The sequence below is a fragment of the Hyphomonas neptunium ATCC 15444 genome (assembly GCF_000013025.1).
Taxonomy (GTDB): domain Bacteria; phylum Pseudomonadota; class Alphaproteobacteria; order Caulobacterales; family Hyphomonadaceae; genus Hyphomonas; species Hyphomonas neptunia.
Genome location: NC_008358.1, coordinates 251,502 through 267,382, shown reverse-complemented (window position 1 = coordinate 267,382; position 15,881 = coordinate 251,502). Strand labels below are relative to the sequence as shown.

The following is a 15,881-nucleotide window of genomic DNA, read 5'->3' as shown; positions in this document are numbered from 1 at the left end:
CCAGCCGGCAATCACTCAAAAAATAATGGAACGCAATTCCCGGAACGGCGTAGTCCGAAGGGAGGATTTTTCCATGATTGCCCGAACGCGCCCTGCAAGACCGGCCCAAGCCGGCTCCGTACCCAGATCAGGCCCCAGATCAGGAAAGATCGTCATCGGGGCGGATGACCGTCGATTCTCCATTTCGTTGCAGAGACTCTCCCCCAAGGGCGCGCAGCTGAGGCAAACCTTTCCCTTCCCGGTGCCCGATACCTTTTCCCTTGTCATCTTCAATCCGTTCACAAACTGCGATGACGAGCACGCCTGCGAGAAAGTCTGGCAGCGCGGCGACCTCGTGAGTGCCAGGTTCCTTTAACCGGGCGGCCACGTCCCGCCCTTCCAGATTTCGAACAGTAAAGTTGCCGCCGCCATGACCCGCTCTTCACCTGCCCTTCCCCTTGCAGCCCAGGAAGTGGAGCGGGAGCGTGTCGACTTCCTGCATACGCTCGGCATCCTCGATACTCCACCCGATGCGCGGATTGATGCGATCACACGGGAAGCGGCGGACTATTTCAAAGTCCCGATGGCACTGGTCACCCTGATCGATTCAGACAGCCAGTGGATCAAGTCAAACACCGGCCTGATCGATTTTCAGGGGCCGCGCGCAATTGCCTTCTGCCATCATACGATCCAGCGTTTGCGTCTGCTCGTGGTGGAAAACGCGCTGGCCGATCCGAGGTTCTGCGACAATCCGATGGTGCGCAATCCGCCACATATCCGCTTCTATGCCGGCGCGCCCCTTGTTGTCGGGGGCCGCTACCGTCTCGGCAGCTTCTGTCTGCTCGATGACATTCCCCGCACGCTGGACACTGAAGGCCGCAGCCGCCTCTGGCAATTTGCGACCACCGCATCCCAACTGATCGAAGAGATTTATATGTCCCGACCGGCGCCGGAGCATACCCATATGCCCTTTCCCAGCCGCCGTTACTCATGACCGATCGCGCCCTGTTTGAGGCGTTCATCAACGCGTCGCCCTATCCGGTATTCGCGAAAGACGCATCGCATCGCTGGGTCTATGGCAACAGCGCCTTTGAAATGATCGCCGGAGAAATGAACTTCGTCGGCGAAAAGGACAGCCTTCTGGTTCATCCCGTCTGTATCGACCGTATACGGGAGGTCGAGCGCAAGGTGCTTGCGGGCGAGGACAGTCTGGACGAGGAAACGCTGATCACCGGCGCCGTCCTGCTTACCATCCGACGGCCGCTCCGGCTGCCTTCGGGTGAGACCCTCATCGCCGGCATCATCATCAGCATTATTCACGCGCCGGATGTGGCATCTTCCGGCTCCAAGGCGTCCCTGCGCCGCCATGAACTGGCCATAGCGGATGTCCGCAAGGTCGATACCGAACGCACCCGCTGGCTGGAGCAGCGCCTGGAACTCGTCGAGCAGGCTGAGACCGCCGCCACGAAAGCCGCCCGCACTGACCCGGCAACAGGCCTGCGAAACCGCATGGGGTTCGACCTTGATCTGGCAACCGTGGCCGAGGAACCCCTCCCCCCGGACAAGATCCTCTGCCTCGCCTTTCTCGATCTCGACCGCTTCAAATTCATCAATGACAGCTTCGGCCACAAGGCCGGCGATACGGTGCTCAAATCCGTCGCCAAAAGGCTGATCACCTGGCCGGGTGTGCGCAGCCTGGCACGGATGGGCGGAGATGAATTTGCCATCCTGTTCGATCACCCAAGGGTCGCGCCCCATGTACTGGTCGAAAACATCAGCCTCATGCGGCAACGCATCTTCCGCGCCGTTCGCGTCGGGGACAAGCTCATCCAGGTCTCGGGGTCTGTCGGCCTCTCGGTCCATGGTCTTGATGCGGATGATCTGGAATCCCTGAAGCTGAATGCCGATACCGCCCTGATCGAGGCCAAGCATCTCGGCCGCGAACAGGTAAAGCTGTTCGATGCCGGCCTCGCTCTGCGGACCTATCGCCGCCACACACTGGAGCGCGACCTGCGCCAGGCCATTGCCCGCAACCAGATCGTGCCTGCCTTTCAGCCCATCGTGAATGCAAAGACGCGCGCGATCGAAGGCGTCGAAGTTCTCGCCCGCTGGAACCACCCCCAGCTTGGCCCCATCCCGGCTCAGGAATTCATCACCATTGCAACCGAGTGCGGCCTCATCTCCGCGCTCGATCTGAGCATCGTGCGCCGCGCCTGCGGGCCTGTCAGAAACTGGCTGTCCGATAACCGCCTGCGCTTTGTCTCCTTCAACGCTTCCTCCCTGGAAATCGTGCGTCCCGGCTATGCCGCCGAAATCCTCAGCCTTATCCGCCGGTGCGGGGTCCAGGCCGAAAAGGTCTGCATTGAACTCGTGGAATCGGCCATCATTCACGACATCGACCGCGCCCGCGCCAACATCTGTATCCTGAAGGATCGCGGCGTGAAAATCGCGCTCGACGACTATGGCACAGGCTATTCAAACCTGCGCGCCCTGCTCGACCTTCCCATCGACCGTATCAAGATTGACCGCTCGATCATTGGCGACATCGGGGATGACGAGCGCGCCATGAAGCTCGTGCTCTCGGTCGTCCAGCTGGCAAAACTGTTCAACGCCGAACTGATCGCCGAAGGCATCGAGGATGAGACGCAGGCCACCTATCTTGAAGGCATGAATTGCGAATTCCTGCAGGGCTTCCATTTCAGCCCCGCCGTGGACGCCCAGCAATTCGACCTGCTCCTGACCCGTCAGACGTCCCGCGCCGCCTGACGCCGCCTCAATGCCCCGGCTTGAGGTGGGCTGACTTGATCTTCTTGGCCAGCGACCATTTGTGCACCTCGGTCGGGCCGTCATAAATCCGGAACGCGCGCACTTCGCGGAACAGCTGTTCCACGATCGTGTCACGCGAAACGCCCATCCCGCCCATTACCTGCACGCAGCGGTCGGCCACCCGGAACAGCGCTTCGGAAACGGATACTTTCGCCATCGAGCTTTCGACATTCCCATTCTCGCCCGCGTCCAGCGCGTCGGCGCACCAGTCGATCATCAGTTCGGCCTGCTTCAGCTCGATCTGGTTTTCCGCCAGCATGAAGCCGACGCCCTCATGATCGATCAGCAGCTTGCCGAACGCCTTGCGCGTGCAGGCATAGTCCGTCGCAATCTCCTGCGCCCGCGTCGCCACGCCGTGCCAGCGCATGCAGTGGGAAAGCCGCGCCGGCGCCAGCCGGATCTGCGCATAGCGGAACCCCTCGCCGGGCTTGCCCAGCATGTCCGCCTGCGGAACACGCAAATTTTCGATCATCACCTGCGCATGGCCGCCGGGCATTGAGCTGTCGATGGTGTCGAGCAGGCGTTCGATGCGGATCGCCGGGCTGGGCAGGTCCACCAGGAACATGCACGCCCCCTCCTCCGCCTTGGCCATCACGATGCCGACCGAAGCGCCGTCCGCGCCGGTGATGAAGGTCTTGCGGCCATTGATCACCCAATGGTCGCCGTCCTTTACCGCGGTCGTCTTCATCATCGAGGGGTCAGAGCCTGCCCCATCCTCGCCGGCCGGCTCGGTCATGAAGAAGGCCGAGCGCGCTTCGCCCGAAACCAGTGGCTCCAGAAAGCGCGCCCGCTGCGCGTCGGTGGCCACTTTACCCAGCAGGAACATGTTCCCCTCGTCCGGCGCGCCGGTATTGCACGCGACTGGCCCAAGGGGGGACAGCCCCGTCTTCTTCAGCACATGCGCCGTGCCCCGCTGGGTGAGGTGCGTATGGTCGGGCAGGATATGCGGCGTCATCACGCCCGCTGCCCGCGCCTTCTCGCGCAGCTCCTTCACCAGCTCCGGCGAGGGCCCATGTTCTTCCAGCCGCGGATCACGCTCATAGCCTGCCACCACCTCGCGCACGAATTTCTCGACACGTTCGCCAATCTCGATCGCCAGAGCCTGATCGGGGTAAGACATGTGGGGCGCTCCTTAAAACCAATAAACCTGCTGTTTCCTATGACACCGCCGGGGGCAGCGTGCAGCCTCGCGCTTTGTCGCGGCCAGATTGGGAGACAGTTCGGGGGATAAAGACGCCCCGTCTCCACGGGTCCAGCCCTGCCGTTACGGCAGATCCCGGCTTTCGAATCCGCCGGAGTATCGGCTGGGCTCAATCTTGGCCGCATGATCGAAAGCCGCGTTCCCCTCGCAAAGTCCAAGACCGCCCGCGCCCCGCGCGGCGCCTGGAAGCTCCTGCGCGGCTTGTTCCTTATGCTGATGGCTGCCCATTGGAGCGCCCAGCATCTGGCGCCCGGCAAGCTGAAGACCGGCGCCCTGCGCGCCCTTGCCCGCCATATCGGCGCGCTCGAACATGGCCTGCGCTGTCTTCTGATCCTGATGCGGGCGACGCCCGCGCGCCCGGCAACCCTGCCAGCGGGCCTTCTTGCGCGCCGCGCGGCCCCGCCGCGCCCGCGCCGCAAGGCTGCGCGCTTCGCCCTCGGCCTTGCCCAGCTCGCCAATGGCTTTGCCCGCTATGGCCACGATACCTCCGCCCTGGCATCAATCCGAAAGGCGCCGCCCCCGCGCCCTGCCCCGCCGCCGCGCGGCCCCACGGCCTCTGCTCCAATGGCCGATCCGGCCGAAGCCCTGCGGACACGTCTGGAGGCGATGCGCGCCGTCTTTTCCGATCCTCAGACGCATGCCGCAAAGCTCGCGGCGCGCCTGCGCGCAAAAGGCCTGCGCCTGCGCGGCCTCAAATCCCTCATTCCGGCCGCCGCGCTCTGGCTGCTGACAAGCTACCGCGCCGCCCCGGCTGTTCACGCCCGGCTACTGCCGGCCCCAAACACATCCTGACACGGGCCTGCATAGCTGAAATCTGACGTTTTACCGGCCACGGACCCCCGTGCTCCGGCCAAAACCGCTGGCCTCACAGATCACCAATCCGGTCTTGCGAGTGCATCACGCGTTTGAGTGCTTCGCGCGCCGCTTCCAGGTCTTGCATCCGCGCCGCCAGCGCCGCCTTGCGGGCGCCAAGCTCGGCAATCATCCGCTCCACCGCGCCGTGCCGGCGCGCCAGGCTGGAGCCATCAAAGTCGTCGCCCGTTTGGTCGAGCGCTTTGAGGTTCTCGCCGATCTGCACAATCTCCTGCTCGATGCGGCGGACATCCTGCTGAAGGAGCCACATCTCCTGCTCGGCTTTCTGCCGCTTGATCCCCACAAGCGTCTTCAGCTGCGCGGCCTGTTTCCGGGGCAGCGCGCTCATGTCATGCCTCTCAGCCGGTCGACGAACTGGATGGCGGCGGCCACGGCGGCAAAGTGTTCAGCCTGGATCTCCTGGTCGACCTCGACCATTGAGTAGATAGACCGCGTGGCTGGCGGGTCGCTGTAGATCGGCACATTGTTCTCGATTGCCAGCTCCCGGATCTTCATCGCCAGATGATCAGTGCCCTTGGCCACGCATACCGGCGCCAGCTTGCTGTCAGGGTCCCATTTCAACGCCACGGCATAGTGGGTCGGGTTCACCATCACCACGGTGGCAGACTTCACATTCTGCAACATCTGCCCGCGCGAAATCTTGGTCGCCTTCTCACGCCGCTGCTGGCGCATATGCGGGTCGCCCTCGCTCTGCTTCATTTCCTTCTTCATGTCCTCGCGCGTCATCCGCAGCTTGTGGGAATGAATGCGCCATTGCAGCGGCAGGTCCAGCGCGGCCAGTACGAACTGGAAGGCAAAGAAATAGAGGATCAGCCGAAGCGTCTGATTGAACGTGAACTGATAGAAATCCGCCGTATCAACAGACGACGACCCATAATAGTCCCGCGTGAACTGAATCAGGAACAGCGTGCCCAGCCCGGCGGCAAACAGCATCTTCACCGTATCCTTGAGAAAGTCGGTGAGACCCTTGGTGCCATACTTGTTCTTGATATTGTCGACCGGATTGATCTTCTTCATGTCCGGCATGATCTTCTTTGCGGAGAAGGCAATCGACTGCTGGATGATCAGCGCCACCAATACGAGGGCCGCCATCACCAGCAGCAGCGGCGAAAGCGCAAGCAGCGTCGTCGCAATCCAGGCCCACGTCGCCCCGCCATCGCCCTCGAAGATGTCGGCAGCAAAGGCGTCGCCATGATAAAGTATCCGCGAGAAGTCATCGAACAGTTTCGGGCCGACCACCGCATCAAGGATCAGCGCCGCAATCAGGATGCCCAGAATCAGCGCGAACGCATTAGCTTCCTTGGACTGGGGAACATCGCCGTCCTTGCGGGCATCCCGCAGCCGCTGCTCGGAGGCATCAAATTCCTTTTCACCACTGTCCTGGTCTTGTTCGGCCATGCGTCTACCTCACAGCCAACCGATAACCTGAAGCGCCCGGTCTTTCCAGATGATCAGCATCCCGGAGACCGAAATCGCCAGCAGCATCACCCCCGCCCCCACCATGAAGGGCGCGCCGACAAACGCCACCATCAGCGATGGCAGTGCCTTGTTTATGAAGCCCAGACAGATGTTGTAGAGCAGGTTGGCCGCCACAAACGGCCAGGCCAGCATCAGGGCAAAGCCCATCGCCGAATAAAAGCTGTCAAAGATCATCGGCCAGCTTACCTGCCCCACCTCGCCCAGGGGGATTTCGGTGTACAGCCGCATCAATCCGTCCACGACGGCCACATGATAGTTGGCGGTCAGCAAGATCGTCGTACCCGCCAGAGACAGCATGTTGGACGTTACCGTCTGCGCCTCATGTTCCAGGGCAACCCCCAGGAACTGCGCCAGGCCAATCGACTGGGCGATCACCGTTCCGGCAATCGTCAGCATCCAGACCGACAGGCGCAGCAACGCGCCCAGACCGAAGCCGATCACCACCTCACTGCCCAGCAGCAGAACCAGGTCGCCGATCCCCGGCGCGGACGGCGCCGCCACCACCCCGGTCGAAGCGATCGCGGCAGCCATGCCGAGCAGTACGAACAGGCGGGTGCGTGAGGAGATCACCTGATCCCCGATCCCCGGCATCATGAAGACGACAAAGGAGAGCCGGGCAATCACGGTCATGAACATGACCATCCACGGGCTCGCCTGCCCCAGATATGGGGCGATCAGTTCCATCAGGCCACGCCGATGATGTAGGGCTTGCTCTTGGAGTTGATCTCTTCATAGGCGACGACAGCGTTGCGGATGCCCTTGCTGGCCAGCACGGTCTGCAGGAACCGCCGCCGGCGCGACGAGGTTGCCACAGCCGCGATGATGCCCTTCTGGGCCGTCTCATTGAGTTTCGCCTGAACCGAATTGATCAGCTCTCCGAATATTTCCGGCGGCAGAGCAATATCCGATCCGCCGCTTTCATTGGTCACTTCATACTCGGTGAACTTCTGCTCCCAACTGGTCGACAGCTGGATCAGCGGCAGGCGGCCCTGATCGTCCTGCAGCCGGTCTACGATCTGGAATGCCAGACGCTGACGCACCAGTTCGATCACCCGCGGAAGCGGCAATGCCTGCGGCTTGGCCTCGGCCACGGTCTCGATGATCAGGAAGAGATTGCGGATCGGAACCCGCTCGGTCAGCAGCATGCGCAGGACGGACAGCAGAAGCTCCGGTGTCACCTTGCCAGGAATGTACTCATCTAGGAAGCGCTTGTTGGCGCTGGCGCGGTCAACGTCGGAAATCGCCGCCAGTGCGTCTAGCGTCTCCATCATCACCATCCGGGTGAAGACCAGCGAGAAGTTTGACTGGATGACTTCTAGCATATGCGTCGCAAGCACTTCGATGGGCTCAACCACGGGCACAGCGGCCGCAGCCAGTTCCTGCTTCTTGGCCGACGGCAGCCAGCGGGCGGCTGCCTTGTAGACCGGCTCGCGCACTTTCTCGCCTGCCAGATGGGGCAGCTGGTTCTCCTCGATCAGGGCCAGAACCTGACCCGGACGCAGGATACCGGAATCCACCCGCACGCCCTGAATCCGCATGCGGTATTCATTCTTCTTCAGCGTCGGGTTGTCCGTCATACGGATCGGCGGCAGCACGAACCCATACTCTTCGGCGATATAACGGCGGATCTTGTCGATCCGGCTCTCAAACCCGTTCTCCCCGACCAGCACCATATTGACGAGATCAGGCGCCACTTCGAGATGGATTTCGTCCGCATAGATCGAGTCGCCGATCTTGGGCGCCTTGGGCGCCGCGTCTTCGGGCTTGGTCTCCTCTGAGGCGGCTTTCTCGTCGGCAGCTTTCTTGGTGAAGTAAGCCACGGCAGCAAAGCCCGCAGCGCCCGCAATGAAGGGAAGGAACGGCAGGCCCGGCAGCAACGCGAAGATGGCGAGAATACCCGCCACGATGTAGAGCGCGGTCGAATTGCCCGCGAGCTGAAGGCCGAGCGCCCGGTCGATGGCGCCTTCTTCGCGGCCCTTGGACAGAAGAAGCGCGGCGGCAACAGACACGATCACAGCCGGGATCTGGGAGACGAGACCGTCTCCCACCGTCAGGATGGAATAATTGTTCAGCGCTTCAACCACGCTCAGCTGGTGCGCAACCACGCCAAAGCCAATCCCGGCAATCAGGTTCAGCGCCGTGATCAGAAGGCCGGCGATCGCGTCGCCCTTCACGAATTTCGAGGCACCATCCAGCGAGCCGAGGAAACCGGCTTCTTCCTGTTCCCGCTGCCGGCGCAGCTTGGCTTCTTCATGTGTGATCGCGCCCACCGCCAGATCAGAGTCGATGGCGAGCTGCTTGCCCGGCATCGCGTCCAGGGCGAAGCGCGCGCCGACTTCGGCCATCCGGCCGGCGCCTTTCGTGATGACCATGAAGTTCACGATCACCAGAACGCCAAACACGACAAGACCGACGAAGAGATTGCCGCCCATGATGAACATGGCGAAGCCCTCGATCACCCCGCCGGCAGCGTCCGTGCCGGTATGCCCTTCCCCGATGATCAGCTTGGTGGAGGAAACGTTCAGCGCCAGGCGCAGCACAAGCGAGGCCAGAAGGATCGACGGGAAGGACGAGAAATCCAGCGGCTTCTCCACGAAGATCACGGTGGTGAAGATCAGGATCGAGAGCGCAAAGGAAAGGGTCAGCCCGACATCCAGCACCCAGGCCGGCATAGGCAGCACCATCACAAGGATAATGGCCATAAGGCCGATGGCCAGAAGCGCCGTCGGCTTGGTGAAGTTCAAAAGGCTCTGCATCGGCATGAGGGGTCGTTACCCGGCTATGATCGGCAAAACCCAGTTATTGAACAGGTCGAGAATGACCTTGGTCATGTAACCGAGCGAAAGGAAGAAAACGATGATGACCGCAAGGATCTTCGGGATAAAAGTAAGCGTCATTTCCTGAATGGAGGTGAGCGCCTGAATGAGGCCGATGACAAAGCCGACAACCAGCGTGACCGCCAGGATCGGAAGACCCATCATTGCAGCGCCCCATATATGGGCGCGCAAAACCTCAAAGATCTCCCCCTCAGACATTCCGCCCCCTGCCAGCGATCAGACCGGCATCCGCAGCAGTTCCTGATAAGCTTCCACCACCTTGTCGCGGATCGTCACTACGGCATCGAGCATAAGCTCAGCATTTGTCAGCGCTTCGACCATCGCATGAGGATCAGCGCCTGAAACCGCCGTCTGCATCGCCGTCTGTTCGGCCTCCTGCATCGTCGTGCGGAAGTCGGAAATGGTTTCGGCAAACTTGCTGCCAGCCGCTTCCGGCGCATCACCGGCCGGCTTGGCTGTGTCGGTCGGGCGCGGGGTGCTGAGCGCGGTATACGGATTGAACCCAAGAGTTGACATCTACTGCCCTCCTCAGCGGCGCAGAATATCCAGCAGGGAGCGGTACATCGACCGCGCCTGCTGGAAGGAATTGAGATTGGCCTCATACGACCGGTTGGCTTCCCGCATGTCAGCCATTTCAGTCACGATGGAGACGTTCGACAGGGTCACATACCCTTCCCCATCCGCCATCGGGTGTTCGGGGTTGTAGTCACGCTTGGCTTCCGCCTCGTCCAGCTGGACCCGCGACGCCATAAACTGCTCCCCGCTGCTCAGCTGGGATTGCTCGACCATCAACAGCTTGCGCTTGTATCCCGGCGTATCGGCGTTGGAGATATTCTCCGCTGTCACGCCCATGCGGCGGGACTGGAGCTCCATGCCCGCGACCGCCTGCTGCTGAGTTGCCTTAAGGGGATTCATGCTTCAGCCCTCCTTCAGCGAGGCTTGCCCAGCGCGGTGCGCAGGAGATCAATGGATTTTGAGTAAACGGTGAGCGCCATATTGTGCTGGCCCATCGCCTCGGCGGAATTGAACACTTCACGTTCCAGGCTGACATTGTTGCCATTCGGATCAGCCGGTGCGCCGGATGTGCCCACCTTGAAGCCGGACATCATGTCGTCCACGCCGCCCGCCTGCATGGTCCGGGAGAGGAACGCTTCGAAGCTCTCTATCTCGCCAGCCTTGAACCCTGGCGCGTCGGCGTTGGCCACATTCGTCGCGCTGACCTTCTGGCTTTCAGCAGCGTGCCGCGCCATCGCGCCGTAAACCTGAAAAAGCTGCAGATCAGAAATCATGGGACAATTCACCAAGGTTAACCCTTTGGGAAAATGTTCGCATTAACTAAAGAACAGGTTAACAGAAATGCGGAGTTTGTTTACTTGCAGGCATCCATGGCATCCCCGTCACACAGGCTCTATCGCCTCTGGGGCACCGTCACCGACGTTGCCGCAGGCATGCTCGGCATCGCCGGCGTGAGCGAGCTTGCCGGGGTGGGCAATGAAATTGTCATCGAGAAACAAGGCCAAAAGATCCATGGAGAGATACTGAGCGTCTCCGGCGACAGCGTCACAGCGCTGCTTTATTCGCCCAGTGACATCATCCGGATCGGCGATGTCGTGCACATCGAGCAGGAAGCCCGGATCGAACCGGGCGATCACTGGCTGGGCCAGATCATTAACTATCGGGGCGAAGTGGCCACCGAAATGCCCGCCGGCGCCGGTCTCACGGCAAAAGGCGTCAGCCGCGCATTGCGGGCGCCCGCCCTGCCAGCCCATTTGCGCCATCGGCTTGGGCCACGCCTGGCCACGGGCTGGATGGTCACCGATACGCTGCTTCCGATCTGTCGCGGACAACGTCTCGGCCTGTTTGCCGGCTCGGGCGTCGGCAAATCTACCTTCCTTGGCTCACTCGCTGGGGGCCTTGAAGCCGACCGGGTGGTGATCGCCCTGATCGGCGAGCGTTCCCGCGAGGTGGGCGAATTTGTCAATGTGAACCTGCCTGAAACCGTCCGCCACAAGACGGTTGTGGTCTCGGCCACAGCGAGCGAGTCGCCCGGCGCCAAGAAGCGCGCGGCCTATTGCGCCATGGCGACGGCCGAGCATTTCCGCGATCAAGGCCACAGCGTCCTTTTCCTTTTCGACTCCATCACACGCTTTGCCGAAGCCCACCGAGAAGTGGCGCTGCTGGCGGGGGAAACCCCTGCCCTCAACGCCTTCCCGCCCTCGACCGTGCGGGTGATCGCCGAACTCGCCGAGCGCGCGGGGCCCGGCACGGGCGCAAAGGGCGACATCACGGGCATCTTTTCAGTTCTGGTGGCCGGCTCCGACCTTGAAGAACCTGTTGCCGACATGATCCGAGGTATTCTGGATGGACACATCATCCTTTCCCGGAACATCGCGGAACGGGGCCGGTATCCAGCCATTGATGTTCTTAAAAGCGTCTCCCGCGCCCTTCCGGCGGCGGCCAACGACTGGGAAAATGATCTGCTGCGCGACTATCGCCGAATGATCGCCCTCTATGATGAAGTGGCCCCGATGCTGCGCGCCAGCCTGTTTGAGTTTGGGCGGGACAAGGACGCAGACCGCGCCATTGCGCTCTACCCGGCGCTCGATGCCTTTGTCTCGGCACGGAATGCTCTGGGTATCGACGCGGCTTTCTCGGCCATGTCGGAGATACTGAATGCGGGAACGTTTCCTGCCCCCGGCGCGCCACCGGCAGAGACGCCCCAGCCTGCCGCCGGGCAGCCGGTCACCCGGCCGCCGCCGCGCCCGCGCAGCTAGGCTGGATCAGAGGAAGCTGGAGAGAAAGAGATTCTGGCTGGCGCCGCTGCCATAGCCATAGCTGCTGTCACCGCCACCCAGAAGGATCAGCGCCGCAGAGGCAGGCGAATAGGCCGCCGCCCCTTCCGAGATCGACTTCATGGCATGATAGCGGACAATCATCTTGTCGACCGCTTCAGGCGAGGAGATTTCTGACAGCTTGGAAACGCCGAGCGCCTTTTTGAGGCCGTCCTTGATCATTTCAGCCTGCCGCTCGACAGGAAGGTTTGACATGTCCGACGGCAGATTGAGCGCCGATCTCACGACCGTATAGGCCGGAATATCAGCCATCAGACGATACGCGATCGAATCCTCGTTCGCGCCGCTGCCGACAATCGTGTTTATTTCGGATTTGTAGTTCAGAGAGAGGCGCATGGAATCGTCCACATCGCCAACCGCGATCTCGAACGAGTTTGACTCAAAGCGGACCGCCATCGCGGCAATGTCATCCACGTCAAGCGAGATGGTATCGTTGACCGGCTTCAGCGCATTTGCGAGCGCCGTGTATTTCGGGTTGTTGAGTCGGGCGAGAAAGGTGCTTTCAGGATCGGAGACCTCTTCAAGCGTCTTCTTGATAAAGCCTTTCTTCCATTCCTCGCCGGCGAGGTCGAATGCGGTCATGGTTACGCGGACCAGCCGCGAGTCCTTGAGAAAATCCTCCACAGAAATGGGCTGGGCGAACTTCTCGATCATATAGTCCCGGTCGTTCCGGACCTGCGGGGAGTTCGTGTAACTCTCCAGCTGCTTGTCATAGGTTGCCTGGAGGAATTTCCATCCTCCGATCCCTGACAAAGGAACGACCGGCTGAAAGGCCATGTCAGGCGACCTTGCTTTCCGGAGGGGTCGCCCCGCGCATCGCAAGGAGTTCTTCTTCGATCGAAAGGATCTGGCGCAGATGGCAGAGGGCAGAATAATAGTTTCCGCGGCTGACCATCGAACGCAGCGTCGGAATGAGGTCTGCATCAACGGGCTTGAAGATGTCGAGCAGCTGAATACAGGCCTCATCAAGCGCAGGCAGCGTGTCGTTCTCTTTCAGGTCACCGGTGATCAGCAGCTGGATCGCATAATAGACCCGCTTGACCGGCGTGTTGACCTCTTTGGGATGCATCGCATCGCGCAGACGCAGTACGCGCGCATCGCCTTCGACAACACGAATACGGGCAGGCTTGTCACCATTTTCCAGCGTCGCGCCATTGATGATGAAGCGTTCGCCGGGCGCAATTTTGAGTACCAGTCCAGACATCAGATAACCTCCTGCTCTACTGATGCAGCCGAGCCATCCAGGCCGGCCATGATCGTGCGGTTCACCTCAATGATGTCTTCAAGTCCTTCCGTGCCGGAAAGGATCTTCATGCTGGTGCGCCGTACAAATTCGGAAAGGGAGATGAGGCCCGCTTTGGTCTCATCTGGAAGCGCGTTTTCCGCGCTGAGAAGATCTGTCGCGATGATGGTCCAGAGCTGCAGATTGCGATAAATCGCATCGCCCCAGGCGCCCGTATTGGCGCCGCCATCGTCATGTACGCTTTGGAGATCCCGCGTGATCTGTTCGAACACTGCGTATTCAAGTGCCCGGCCGGTCGCAGTCCTCTGCGTAACCTGGCCATAGGCCTTATATGCCAAAGCCTGCACGTTCGATCCCCTCCTGGGTATCTGATGAATTGACCCGGACGCCGAAACGTCCGGGGCAATCGGTTTAATTCAGCGCTCCAGGCGCCAGAGCGCCTGGAGCTATAAGGTCCGTTAGCGGAAGAGCGACAGCAGAGCCTGAGGCGCCTGGTTCGCAATCGACAGCGCCTGAACGCCGAGCTGTTGCTGAACCTGCAGAGCCTGCAGTTTTGCCGAAGCCGCTTCCATGTCGGTGTCGGTGAGGCCACCGATACCGGTTGTCAGAGAGTCAACCAGCGTCTGAACGAATTCAGACTGGCCAGCGATGCGGTTCTGCGAAGAACCGAAAGCAGCGGCCGCGTCGATCGCTTTGTTCATCAGGCCTTCAATGGCCGTCAGGGCGGAGGTTGCCCCTGCATTGGTCGTGACATCAATGCTGGCGAGCGCGCCCAGGCCGCCGGCGTTAACGCCAGCTGTACCGTCGGCTGCTGCAGCACCGGTGATGTCCAGATCATCGCCCGAAAGGTTGGTGATCGAGATGTCCGAACCGCTGAAGGAGACGGTGTAGTTGTCGTCACCCGTGGCCGAGAGGAAGTTGCTGATCTGCGTCGACAGAGCTTCGGCAACGTCTTCCGAGCTGGTGGCCGAGTCAGCCACAAATTCGAAGCTGCGTGTGCCGAGCGAGTTGGCACCGGCCGAGTCGTCAAGCGTGACGCGGTAGCTGTAGCCATCGCCAACCGAAGCAATTGCGATCGTTTGCGTGGCGCCGTTTGCAACGGTTTCAGCCGTGCCAGCGTTCGTGCCACCATTGTCGATGATCGTGGTGCTCGTGTCAGCCGTGGCACCGAACACAGCGTTGGAGCCGCCACCGGAAACCGAGAGGTCCTGACGATCAACGCTGATATAAGAGGCCGAAACGGTGCCGTTCGAGGCGCGGTCAAGCGACGCCAGAACGTTCACAGCGTCCGTGGACGAACCATCCAGAAGGTTGAGACCGTTGAACTGGGCAGCCGAAACATAACCCTCGATCAGGCCGATCTTCTCTTCGATGTCCGTTTGATACTTCGCGCGGTCAACGTTCTCGCCTTGCGCCTGAACGATCAGAGTCTTGATCTCTTCCAGGGTGGTGACAACTTTTTCCGACGCCGAACGGGCGACGCCAACCGTGGACGAACCCAGGTTGAGAGAGTCGGAGATCGCCTTGAAGCTTGCAACATCGCTCGACATCACAGTCGAGACGGCCCAGACAGCGGCGTTGTCCTTGGCGTTGGAAACTTTCTTGCCGGTCGAGATTTCGCTCTGAACGGTTTCAAGGTTACGGTTGATATTGCGCAGGGTCTCGAGCGCAACCATCGAGCTGTTGTTAGTCAGGATGCTAGACATCTATCTATCCATTCTTGTGTCGCCGCTATTTTTGACTGCGGCTGTTTGTTGAAACGCGTCGTCCTGACGTTGGAGCCGAAGCCCCGAACTTTCGTAGTTCCACACCTCACTCATAGGACGGAGCAATAAATGTACGGTTAATAGGCTCACACCCTTTTGAGATATTGTCCTGTGGCGTTGGAAAAGGCGATCTGGCTTCCGCCCTGCCGATAGGATCCGACAAATGCATCGCCCGCCGGCCCCTCGAATCTTGCAATCAGACTGCGAACGCCGTTGCGGACGGCATTCAGCAGAATCGCGTTTTCCTCAGACAGCTGAATGACATCAAGAATAAGCTGCCGCGTAGGCGCTGACACGGCAATGGGTGTTCGCGCGCCAAAAATATTTTCGAACGCCTCAAGCGCTGCGAGTTTTTCGCCGCTCAATTCTGCCGCTTCCCTTACCCGGCCCGCCATGAGGAATTCCCTCTCCGCGATCAGGATGTCTTCAAGGTCCAGGGCGGTCGACTGAATTTTCTCTTCCGGGATCATGGAGCGCTTTTCACGGCGGCTTGAGCGGCCGGCTGGCTCGCCGCAACATCGTCAACCCGGCGCGCAAAGCCCAGCGGATGCGTTTCGGCCAGATCCTCGGCAATCGATTCCACCACATATCTGGAAAACGCTGACGCCGCCTCCCCGCCACCCAGCGTGAGGGATTTTTCAAGCCCCGCATGGCTCAGCATCTCCGCCCACAGCATTTGTTCGAATCGCTTTCCGATCTCGGAGCGGTCCTCGCCGGCAGCCCCAGCGCCCTTCCCTTCCCCGGCCGGAATTGCGGAAGGCACTGATATGCCGGGCGTAATGGATGAAATCATGGTCCGCTCCGAAATTTATTCCGCCTGGGGAG

19 protein-coding genes are annotated in these 15,881 nt (G+C 60.9%); 4 read left to right on the top strand and 15 right to left on the bottom strand.

Annotation, left to right across the window (positions count from 1 at the left end; translation table 11 throughout):
* Positions 1–409 precede the first annotated feature (409 nt).
* Together HNE_RS01390 and HNE_RS01385 are read left to right on the top strand one after the other, a co-directional pair.
* Positions 410–973, top strand: coding sequence for a GAF domain-containing protein (locus HNE_RS01390; RefSeq protein WP_011645311.1), 564 nt, complete (start codon positions 410–412; stop codon positions 971–973).
* The gene (locus HNE_RS01385) at positions 970–2,745 is read left to right on the top strand and encodes an EAL domain-containing protein (protein WP_011645310.1); all 1,776 of its coding nucleotides are present in this window, start codon (positions 970–972) and stop codon (positions 2,743–2,745) included. Before HNE_RS01390 ends, HNE_RS01385 begins: the two co-directional genes overlap by 4 nt.
* Positions 2,746–2,752: 7 nt before the next feature.
* Here the strand turns inward: HNE_RS01385 and HNE_RS01380 are convergent, their stop codons facing one another.
* Positions 2,753–3,925, bottom strand: a complete 1,173-nt coding sequence (locus HNE_RS01380; protein WP_011645309.1) for an acyl-CoA dehydrogenase family protein — start codon at positions 3,923–3,925, stop codon at positions 2,753–2,755.
* Between the two features lie 204 nt (positions 3,926–4,129).
* On the opposite strand from HNE_RS01380, the gene HNE_RS01375 reads away from it, so the two are divergent.
* Entirely contained in the window at positions 4,130–4,798 is a 669-nt protein-coding gene (locus tag HNE_RS01375) for a hypothetical protein (protein ID WP_035590763.1), read from the top strand.
* A 73-nt stretch (positions 4,799–4,871) separates the two neighbouring features.
* Here the strand turns inward: HNE_RS01375 and HNE_RS01370 are convergent, their stop codons facing one another.
* Genes HNE_RS01370 through HNE_RS01335 form a run of 8 tightly spaced genes read right to left on the bottom strand, consistent with a single transcriptional unit; the run spans position 4,872 to position 10,484 of the window.
* Positions 4,872–5,207: a hypothetical protein gene (locus HNE_RS01370; protein WP_011645307.1), complete on the bottom strand. Its 336-nt coding sequence runs from the start codon at positions 5,205–5,207 to the stop codon at positions 4,872–4,874.
* On the bottom strand, positions 5,204–6,277 hold the full coding sequence (locus HNE_RS01365) for an EscU/YscU/HrcU family type III secretion system export apparatus switch protein (RefSeq protein WP_011645306.1): 1,074 nt from the start codon (positions 6,275–6,277) through the stop codon (positions 5,204–5,206). The genes HNE_RS01370 and HNE_RS01365 overlap by 4 nt, the downstream gene beginning before the upstream one ends.
* Before the next feature lie 9 nt (positions 6,278–6,286).
* A complete protein-coding gene (locus tag HNE_RS01360) occupies positions 6,287–7,042 on the bottom strand; it encodes a flagellar biosynthetic protein FliR (RefSeq protein ID WP_035590761.1) in 756 nt (251 codons plus the stop codon).
* Positions 7,042–9,120, bottom strand: coding sequence for a flagellar biosynthesis protein FlhA (locus HNE_RS01355; RefSeq protein ID WP_011645304.1), 2,079 nt, complete (start codon positions 9,118–9,120; stop codon positions 7,042–7,044). Before HNE_RS01355 ends, HNE_RS01360 begins: the two co-directional genes overlap by 1 nt.
* Positions 9,121–9,129: 9 nt before the next feature.
* Positions 9,130–9,393, bottom strand: coding sequence for a flagellar biosynthetic protein FliQ (locus HNE_RS01350; protein WP_011645303.1), 264 nt, complete (start codon positions 9,391–9,393; stop codon positions 9,130–9,132).
* 18 nt (positions 9,394–9,411) lie between these two features.
* The gene (locus HNE_RS01345; RefSeq protein ID WP_011645302.1) at positions 9,412–9,711 is read right to left on the bottom strand and encodes a flagellar hook-basal body complex protein FliE; all 300 of its coding nucleotides are present in this window, start codon (positions 9,709–9,711) and stop codon (positions 9,412–9,414) included.
* 12 nt (positions 9,712–9,723) lie between these two features.
* Positions 9,724–10,110 carry a flagellar basal body rod C-terminal domain-containing protein gene (locus HNE_RS01340; RefSeq protein ID WP_011645301.1) on the bottom strand — a complete coding sequence of 129 codons (387 nt, stop codon included), beginning with the start codon at positions 10,108–10,110 and terminating at the stop codon, positions 9,724–9,726.
* A gap of 14 nt (positions 10,111–10,124) precedes the next feature.
* Positions 10,125–10,484, bottom strand: a complete 360-nt coding sequence (locus tag HNE_RS01335; protein ID WP_035590758.1) for a FlgB family protein — start codon at positions 10,482–10,484, stop codon at positions 10,125–10,127.
* A 96-nt stretch (positions 10,485–10,580) separates the two neighbouring features.
* Between HNE_RS01335 and HNE_RS01330 the strand changes: the two genes are divergently transcribed.
* Entirely contained in the window at positions 10,581–11,969 is a 1,389-nt protein-coding gene (locus tag HNE_RS01330) for a FliI/YscN family ATPase (protein WP_011645299.1), read from the top strand.
* A gap of 6 nt (positions 11,970–11,975) precedes the next feature.
* Here the strand turns inward: HNE_RS01330 and HNE_RS01325 are convergent, their stop codons facing one another.
* The 6 genes from HNE_RS01325 to HNE_RS01300 form a co-directional block, all read right to left on the bottom strand.
* The gene (locus tag HNE_RS01325) at positions 11,976–12,824 is read right to left on the bottom strand and encodes a DUF1217 domain-containing protein (protein WP_011645298.1); all 849 of its coding nucleotides are present in this window, start codon (positions 12,822–12,824) and stop codon (positions 11,976–11,978) included.
* A gap of 1 nt (position 12,825) precedes the next feature.
* Complete coding sequence (gene flbT / locus HNE_RS01320; RefSeq protein WP_011645297.1) at positions 12,826–13,251, bottom strand: flagellar biosynthesis repressor FlbT; 426 nt, start codon at positions 13,249–13,251, stop codon at positions 12,826–12,828.
* Positions 13,251–13,637 carry a flagellar biosynthesis regulator FlaF gene (flaF, locus tag HNE_RS01315; protein WP_011645296.1) on the bottom strand — a complete coding sequence of 129 codons (387 nt, stop codon included), beginning with the start codon at positions 13,635–13,637 and terminating at the stop codon, positions 13,251–13,253. The genes flbT and flaF overlap by 1 nt, the downstream gene beginning before the upstream one ends.
* A 111-nt stretch (positions 13,638–13,748) precedes the next feature.
* Positions 13,749–14,996, bottom strand: a complete 1,248-nt coding sequence (locus HNE_RS19045; RefSeq protein ID WP_011645295.1) for a flagellin — start codon at positions 14,994–14,996, stop codon at positions 13,749–13,751.
* A 146-nt stretch (positions 14,997–15,142) separates the two neighbouring features.
* Positions 15,143–15,526 carry a hypothetical protein gene (locus HNE_RS01305; protein ID WP_011645294.1) on the bottom strand — a complete coding sequence of 128 codons (384 nt, stop codon included), beginning with the start codon at positions 15,524–15,526 and terminating at the stop codon, positions 15,143–15,145.
* Positions 15,523–15,849 carry a hypothetical protein gene (locus HNE_RS01300; RefSeq protein WP_011645293.1) on the bottom strand — a complete coding sequence of 109 codons (327 nt, stop codon included), beginning with the start codon at positions 15,847–15,849 and terminating at the stop codon, positions 15,523–15,525. Before HNE_RS01300 ends, HNE_RS01305 begins: the two co-directional genes overlap by 4 nt.
* Between the last annotated feature and the right edge of the window lie 32 nt (positions 15,850–15,881).